Source organism: Pseudonocardia sp. (assembly GCF_050246655.1).
In the GTDB taxonomy this organism is placed as follows: Bacteria; Actinomycetota; Actinomycetes; order Mycobacteriales; family Pseudonocardiaceae; genus Pseudonocardia.
This window is the reverse complement of record NZ_JBFWVQ010000039.1, coordinates 42750-49873: the sequence shown is the minus strand read 5'-3', so window position 1 is coordinate 49873 and position 7124 is coordinate 42750. Positions and strand designations below refer to the sequence as shown.

At 67.6% G+C, this 7124-nt stretch carries 9 protein-coding genes and 1 pseudogene; all 10 read right to left on the bottom strand.

From position 1 onward, the window contains the following. Positions 1–183: pseudogene (locus AB7J25_RS14875) on the bottom strand (alpha-ketoacid dehydrogenase subunit beta); the annotation flags it as partial. Between the two features lie 27 nt (positions 184–210). Beyond that, complete coding sequence (locus tag AB7J25_RS14870) at positions 211–1209, bottom strand: thiamine pyrophosphate-dependent dehydrogenase E1 component subunit alpha (protein WP_428509294.1); 999 nt, start codon at positions 1207–1209, stop codon at positions 211–213. Positions 1210–1226: 17 nt separating this feature from the next. Next, positions 1227–1538, bottom strand: a complete 312-nt coding sequence (locus AB7J25_RS14865) for a hypothetical protein (RefSeq protein WP_428509292.1) — start codon at positions 1536–1538, stop codon at positions 1227–1229. Positions 1539–1543: 5 nt separating this feature from the next. Beyond that, positions 1544–2374 (bottom strand): alpha/beta fold hydrolase, encoded by an 831-nt coding sequence (locus AB7J25_RS14860; protein ID WP_428509290.1) that lies wholly within the window; start codon positions 2372–2374, stop codon positions 1544–1546. Then, positions 2367–2873 carry a hypothetical protein gene (locus AB7J25_RS14855; RefSeq protein ID WP_428509288.1) on the bottom strand — a complete coding sequence of 169 codons (507 nt, stop codon included), beginning with the start codon at positions 2871–2873 and terminating at the stop codon, positions 2367–2369. Before AB7J25_RS14855 ends, AB7J25_RS14860 begins: the two co-directional genes overlap by 8 nt. Beyond that, positions 2870–3925, bottom strand: coding sequence for an NADH:ubiquinone reductase (Na(+)-transporting) subunit F (locus AB7J25_RS14850; RefSeq protein ID WP_428509286.1), 1056 nt, complete (start codon positions 3923–3925; stop codon positions 2870–2872). Before AB7J25_RS14850 ends, AB7J25_RS14855 begins: the two co-directional genes overlap by 4 nt. Positions 3926–4008: 83 nt before the next feature. Then, entirely contained in the window at positions 4009–4923 is a 915-nt protein-coding gene (locus AB7J25_RS14845) for a catechol 2,3-dioxygenase (RefSeq protein ID WP_428509284.1), read from the bottom strand. A 1-nt stretch (position 4924) separates the two neighbouring features. Further along, the gene (locus AB7J25_RS14840) at positions 4925–5272 is read right to left on the bottom strand and encodes a 2Fe-2S iron-sulfur cluster-binding protein (protein ID WP_428509282.1); all 348 of its coding nucleotides are present in this window, start codon (positions 5270–5272) and stop codon (positions 4925–4927) included. Between the two features lie 11 nt (positions 5273–5283). Next, positions 5284–5604 carry a phenol hydroxylase subunit P4 gene (locus AB7J25_RS14835; RefSeq protein WP_428509280.1) on the bottom strand — a complete coding sequence of 107 codons (321 nt, stop codon included), beginning with the start codon at positions 5602–5604 and terminating at the stop codon, positions 5284–5286. Further along, positions 5604–7121 carry a YHS domain-containing protein gene (locus tag AB7J25_RS14830; RefSeq protein ID WP_428509278.1) on the bottom strand — a complete coding sequence of 506 codons (1518 nt, stop codon included), beginning with the start codon at positions 7119–7121 and terminating at the stop codon, positions 5604–5606. The genes AB7J25_RS14835 and AB7J25_RS14830 overlap by 1 nt, the downstream gene beginning before the upstream one ends. Positions 7122–7124 lie beyond the last annotated feature (3 nt).

Below are 7124 nucleotides of genomic sequence, written 5' to 3'. Positions count from 1 at the left end.
AATCGGCGTATCCACCACCCGACGCGGACCGAACTTGTCCAAAAACCCCTTCGTCACCTTGAACGCGCCACCGAACTGCCCCACATCCTCACCAATGATGAAGACATCCGGATCACGATCCATCTCGGCGTCCAGGGCTCGGCCGATCGCTTCCAGGTAGGTGAGCTGCCCGTCAGTACTCATGGTCGGCTCCGCTTCCGGTGGGTGTGCTCAGTCGGCATAGACGCCGTCCTCGATCCCGGCCGGGTCCGGCATGGGATCGGCGAGCGCCTTCTTGCGCGCCTCGATCGCCTGCAGGCGGGCCGCCTGCCGGATGCCCTCGGCCGCGTCGGCGTCGAGCACCCCCGCCGAGATCAACGTCTTCTCGTACAGCGCGACGGGGTCGCGCTCGCTCCAGTCGGCCAGCATCTCCCGCGGCACGTAGTCGGCGGGATCGTGCTCGGCGTGCCCGTGCATCCGCATCGTGACGGCCTCGACGATCGACGGGCCCTCGCCCGCGCGAGCCCGGGCCACCGCCGTGGCCGTCGCGGTGTGCACCGCGAGCGGGTCCGTGCCGTCCACCCGCACCCCGGGTATCCCGTACGCCACGGCCTTCGTCGCGAAGTCCACCGACGCCGAGGTCAGGCTCAACGGCGTGGAATAGGCGAACTGGTTGTTCTCGATCACGAAGATGCACGGCAGCTTCTGCACCGACGCGATCGTCAGCGACTCGTGGAAGTCCGCCCGCGAGGTGGACCCGTCGCCGCAGTAGGCCAGCGCGACCCGGTCCTCGCCGCGGTACTTCGCCGCGAACGCCATCCCGGTCGCGACGGGGAAGTTCGCCGGGATGTGGCTGGGCGGGTTGTAGATGCCGAGATCGAGCCGCCCGTAGTGCAGCGTCCCGTCCCGACCCCCGGTCGGCGAGGTCGCCTTGCCCATGAAACTCGCCATCACCTGCCACGGCTCCATCCCCCGCCACAGGTGCGCACCGAGATCCCGGTGCAGCGGCGCGAGGTAGTCGTCGGGGCGCAGCGCCGACGCGGTCCCGACGGCGATGGCCTCGTGCCAATGGCCCGTGTAGAGCGAACCGAGCAGATCGCCGCCCTTGTACATGGCGACCATCCGGTCCTCGACCGCCCGCATCAGCACCATCGTCTCGAAGATCCGTACGGCGAGGTCGTCGTCGACGGCGAGCTTCGGCTTCGCCGGGCGGGTACGCGTGTTGGCCATTCGACCTCCTCGTGCCATCAGCGGTAGAGCGGCAGCGCGTCCACCGGCCACCCCAGGTTGTGCACCGGGTAGGTGCGGATCTTCGGTTCCGGGAGGCCGCTCTCGGCGAGCACGCGGCGGAAGTCGTCGTTGCCCACGAACGTGTCGAACGCCTCGGCGGAGTTCCACACGTCGACGACCATGAACCCGTACTCCCGCGGCACCGCCAGGTGGACGACCGGCCGGGCCGAGGACACGGCGACGACCTTGCGCAGGACCTCGTCGTAGGCGACGGCGAGCTCGTCGGAATCGCCGTGGAAGTCGAACACCGCCATCATGGCGTCGGCCATCGTGTTCACCGTGGCTCTCGGCTGAAGAACCGCACGAGCATCGCGTTGAAGTCCGCGGCCCACTCGATCTGGCTCCAGTGCCCGCAGCGGCCGAACACGTGCAGCTCGGAGCGTTCGATGAGCGCGTTCAGCCGGTGGGCGTTCTCCAGCGGGATCACCTTGTCGTCCCGCCCGTGCACGATCAACGTCTCGTGCGGGATCTCCTGGATCCGCTCCTCCGGCGTGGCCATGGACTCGACCCACCGCTGGCGTGGCGCGGGGAACATCTCGGCCCACGCCTCCTGCACTCCGGGCTCCGACGCGGCCCGGTACCGGACCTCGGCCAGTTCGTCGCTGACCAGCTCGCGGCTGTAGGCCATGCGGTCGAGCACCTGGCGCATCGTCTCGATGCCCGGCTCGTAGCCCCAGACGAAGTCCAGTCCCTCGGTGATCGGGAACTCGACGCCCATCGCGCCCATCAGCGCGAGCTTGTCCACCCGCTGCGGGTGCTCCACCGCCACCCGCAGGGCGAGGCCGCCCCCGAAGCTGTTGCCCACCAGCGAGACGCGCTCCAGGCCGAGCGCGTCCAGGAAACCGATGATCTGGTCCGTCCAGCGCTTCATGCCGTAGTCGCCCGGCTTGTCGCTGAACCCGAACCCGGCCATGTCCGGCGCGAGTACCCGGAAGTGCTGGGCCAGGTCCGGGATCGTCAGCCGCCAGTTCGCATAGGCACTGACGCCGGGCCCCGAACCGTGCACGAGGACGACCGGCGCGCCCTGTCCCGCGTCCAGGTAGTTGGTCGTGACGCCGCCCGCGTCGATGCTCGCGCCGATCTCGGGCCGCTGTGCGTCAGCCATTGCTCGTCTCCTCAGTGTTCTGTTCGAGAAGCTCGACGTTCTGTTCGAGAAGCTCGACGTTCTGTTCGAGAAGCTCGACGTTCTGTTCGAGAAGCTCGACGACGAGGTCCTCGATCGTCGCCTCGTCCGCCGGTGCGACCGGCGAGCTGCTGTGCTGGTAGGACCGGTCGAGCTCGACCCATCCCTTCCGGTCCACCTGGGACAGCCAGATCCGGGCTGACCGGTCCCGGCAGCGCAGGACGAAGGCGAGCTGCCCGGTGCCGTACTCGTCCTGCAGGTGAAGGGGTCCGTCCGGCAGCATCGCGTTGGCCTCGGCGATCACCTGCTCGGCCCGGCACCGCAGGTAGAACCACTCGTCGGTGGCCTCGGCGATCGGGTGCAGCGTGCTGGGCCGGACGCGGGGGCGCTCCTCGCGGCCCACCTCGCCGGCCGCCCGGACGCGGAGCATGAAGGGAGTGAAGACGACGTCCCGCTGGCTCAGTTCCACGGTGGTGCTCACCCCTTCAACAGAGGGCTGCGGACCCCGCCGGTCGCCTTGTCCGAGGCGTCGAAGAAGTCCTCGCGGTAGATGTCCTTCGGGAACAGCCGCTTCTTCATCAGCGTCTTCAACGCCGCCTCGACCATCGGCGGCGGACCGCACAGGTACGCGGTGTGCCCCCGACAGGTCTCGAAGTCGGCGGCGACCACGTCGGTGACCATGCCCGTCGGCCCGTCCCACTCGTCGTCGGACAGGCACGGCCGGTAGGTGAACTGCTCCGGATGCTTGTCCGCGAGCCGCTCGAAGAACTCGACGTCGTACAGGTCATCCCTGCTGCGGGCGCCCTGGTAGAGGTGGATCCGTTGCTCGAGGCCACCTTCCAGGACGTGGCGGACGATCGACTTCAGCGGTGCGAGTCCGGTCCCCCCGCCGATGAGGATCATCGGCTGGGGCCGGGCCGCCCGCAGGAAGAAGCGCCCGTACGGGCCGGACAGCGTGACGGTGTCGCCGACGGCGAGGTCCTTGAAGATCCAACCGTCGGTGCCGAGGCCGCCGGGTGTGCGGCGGACCTGCAGCTCGACCCGGCGCGGCTCGCTCGGCGGGTTCGCCATCGAGTAGGTACGGGTCACCCCCTTGCCCGGCACGTCGATGGCGAGGTACTGGCCGGGGTTGAACGGCATGTCGTGATCGAGGTCGATCACGAGCCTGCGGGTGGCGCGGGCGATGTCGTCGAGGGCCGCGACGGTGCCGGTGTAGTCCTGCACCGGGTGGTGGGTCACGCCCTCCTCGAACTCGACGTCGGCCTCGATCGTGACGTCCGACGACGGCGTCGCGACGCACACGAGGGTCTTGCCCTCGTTGCGCTCGAACTCCATCAGCGCGAAGTCCGAGGCGTCGTTGTGCTCCACGTCGCCGTCGAGGACGTCCACCTTGCACGTCCCGCAGGTGCCGTGCGTGCACGCGTGGGGCAGCCACACGCCGGCACGCAGGCAGGCGTCCAGGATCGGCTGGTCGGACCGGCACTCGACCTCGCGCTCGAGTGGCTCGATGGTGATCGTGAACGTCTCGCTCACGCGAGCTCCTTCCGAAGGGACGGGCCGTTCGCGGGCTCCGGCCGTGCACGGGAACCCGCGAACGACGCGGTCGGCGCGGCTTCTTACGTGAAGACCGACATGAAGGTGTCGTTGAGCTCGCGCTGGATGTAGAAGATGCCTCTGGCGATCTGGTCCTCGGTCCAGCTGATGGTCGGGAAGTCCGGTCCGGTGCGGTAGCCGAGACCGGCGAACACCTCGTTGCGGTTGCCGGAGGGGTCGAAGAAGTAGATCGTCGTGCCGCGGGTGATGCCGTGCCGGGTCGGCCCGTAGTCGATCGACACGTCGTCCATGCTCATGATGTCCCCGGCCCGCAGGATCGCGTTCCAGTCCTCCAGGAAGAACGCGAAGTGGTGCAGCTTGGCGTTCGGGCCCTTCACGACCGCGAAGTCGTGCGGCGACTCCCCGCAGGACAGCCACGAGCCCAGCAGTTCCGGGTTGGACGGGTTGGTGATGGCCCGCTCCGCCGCGTGGAAGCCGAGGACCTCCGTGAAGAACCGCTCGACGGTCGCCGGGTCCTCGGCCGGGATCAGCGCATGGTCGATCCAGCGGGCGGCGATGCCGCGCTGGTCACGGGGCCACGGATCGGGGTTCAGCGCGCCCGTCTCCGTGCCGCCGTACTCGATGTCGGTGAACAGCTCGATCCGCTGATCCGACGGCAGGGTGATCGCGACCCCGTCGCCGACCGTCAGGTTCTCGCCCTTGCTGACCCGGCCGGTCCTCACCCCGAACTGCTGGGCCGCCTTCTCGTACTCGACGAGGTCGTCCTCGCTCTTGCACTTGTAGCCGAGCTTGACCAGCCCGACCCCGCCTTCCTCCAACACCAGGGAGTGGTGGTCCCACTCGTCCCAGCACTTGAGGTGGAGCTTGCCGGGTTCCTCGTGCACCACCTTCATGCCCATGGTGTTGGTGTAGTGGTTGCGGGCCTCTTCCAGGTCGGTCACCCGGATGTGGACGAAACCGAGCCTGAGCACGCTCATCTCATGATTCCTTTCGATCGACGTCCGCCGACGCGCTTCCGAGGGAAGCGAAGCCGTAGGGCAGGACCCGGCGAAGCTTGTCGCCTTCCTGCAACTCGATGACGATGTTGGTGATCGGTACGGCGCGGCAGCTGAGGCAGATTCCCTCGACCTTCTCCTCGTCGCTGAGCACGCTCTCGGCAACCGTCCGCTCGTAGGTGACCTCGCCGAGCGACAGCTGCACCTTGCAGATGCCGCATCCGCCGCGCCGGCAGCCGACGCGGTACCTGAGTCCGGCCCGGCCCAACGCCGCCAGCACCGTTTCCCCGTCGCGGGTGGGGATGCTGACGCCGTCGGGCAGGACGGTCACGTCCGGCATCCTCAGGTCCGGAACGCGATGAGACCCTTGTGGCCGACCCCGGTGCTTTCCAGGGTCGTCGTGGCGTCCGGGGTGAACGGCTGGCCGTTGACGTGCCAGTCGGTCGGTGCCGACGGGTCGTACTCGGGGTCCGACCCCGCGAACGCGTCGATCATCGTCGCCTTGAAGTCCGACCACGGCATCGCCTTCGGAGCGCGGAAGCACGCTGCGCTGGCGAACATCCTGTTGTTGGTCCACATGACGTGCACGAGGATGTCGTCGCCGAAGAGCTCCTGGCGGTCCTTCGACGGGAAGTCGTACTCGTAAAGGGCCTTGACTGCCATCACGCACCCCCCGCCACGACGGCCGGCGCGTGCCACTTGTCCCAGTTGACCTTGTCCGGCGAGGTCAGGTATTCGCCGCCGTCCCCTGGCTGGAAGCCGTACCAGGCCAGAACGTCCGGGATGGACGCGCCGCCACAGTTGCCCTGGTAGATCTGGTGCACCGGGAGCCAGGACTGCACGTACTTCTCCGGCTCGCGGTCGAAGATCCACTTGCAGCCGTCCGAGCAGAAGTTGAACCGCTCGTCGCGGAAGGTGCTCGTGCGAACGTTGATCGTCGTCGGATCACCGGGCTCGGTGAACGTCATCGGGATCTGGCACACCTGGCACAGCATCGGAAGGCCCTGGAAGAAGAACCGCTTGCCGTCCTCCTGGAGCCGCCGCGCGCGTTCCCACAGCGGCCGGTAGTGGCGGTCGAACGTGTCCGGGTAGACCGACGACATCCAGTCCAGCTCCGCAGGCTCGGGAACGGTGGTGTTGAAGGCCGCGGCATGGCTGAACTGGTAGAGGGTCCAGTACAGCTGGTGGCTGAGGATGTCCTTCTCGGCGATCGCCTGGGCGACGTGCCGCGGCGGCCGGATGCCGTAGTACTCCAGGTCCGGGAACAGGCCCTCGAGCATCTGCTGCTCGAAGTAGAGCTCGAACGCCTCCTTCCAGCTCATGATCTTCTTCGGCAGCATGTAGTCCATCATCGCGGCGACCAGACCGAGCAGCCGGTATCCGCGCCAGAACCACTTGTCCACCCAGTCCTGGATGATCGGGACATTGCCCTCGTCCTGCTCGAGGATGAACTTGAGCACCTCGAGCCCGAGCGTCATGTGCCGGCTCTCGTCGCTCTGCGCGGAGAAGCCGAACGTCATCGTGGCCAGGTCGCCGTTGAAGCTCGCGCCACTCATGAACGGCACGAACAGCAGGTTCGTCAGGAGGTACTCGAAGCTGAACGAGATCGAGGTGAGGAACTCGAACGGCCCGGCGGTGATGCCGTCGTCGAAGAAGGACTTCGGGACCGACAGGTACCACACGCGGTCGTGCATCTGCCCGAAGTTGTGCAGCCCGCCGTAGTACTTGTTGTACTGGCTGATCGTGTGGATCTCGGTCTGCGTGTGGCGCAGCTCGTCGATGCTCTGGCAGAGCGCGGCGAATCGCGCCCCGGGCCCGTCCAGATGCCTGGCCAGGTACCCGAAGTGCCGGTGAGCGGCGTACTCCAACGGCGTGACGCCCTGCAGGAACAGCTTCAGCGCGTTCACGTACCGGGCGTCGGTGAGCGACAGGTGCCCCTGCCCCTGGGCGAAGCCCTCGATGACCGCGTAGAGCTTCTTGTCCTTCTCGGCCTGGTACTTGCAGTACGAGTCGATGGTCAGCCGGAACGGGTCCTCCCACGAGTCCCAGTCGTGAATCTTGATGCCCTCGTACCGGGTGTGCGGGTAGACGTCCTTCGGGTCGACGTACGTGGGCGTCCAGTCGAGATCCCGGGTCAGCAGGCGGTAGCGCTCCCGCATGGACAGTTTGGCTTTCGCCACGTC

Bases quoted from the DNA above. Each gene is read 5' to 3' on its own strand.
- AB7J25_RS14860 (WP_428509290.1), bottom strand. From the start codon at position 2,374: ATGGCTGACGCACAGCGGCCCGAGATCGGCGCGAGCATCGACGCGGGC.
- AB7J25_RS14845 (WP_428509284.1), bottom strand. From the start codon at position 4,923: ATGAGCGTGCTCAGGCTCGGTTTCGTCCACATCCGGGTGACCGACCTG.
- AB7J25_RS14870 (WP_428509294.1), bottom strand. From the start codon at position 1,209: ATGGCCAACACGCGTACCCGCCCGGCGAAGCCGAAGCTCGCCGTCGAC.
- AB7J25_RS14865 (WP_428509292.1), bottom strand. From the start codon at position 1,538: ATGGCCGACGCCATGATGGCGGTGTTCGACTTCCACGGCGATTCCGAC.
- AB7J25_RS14835 (WP_428509280.1), bottom strand. From the start codon at position 5,604: ATGGCAGTCAAGGCCCTTTACGAGTACGACTTCCCGTCGAAGGACCGC.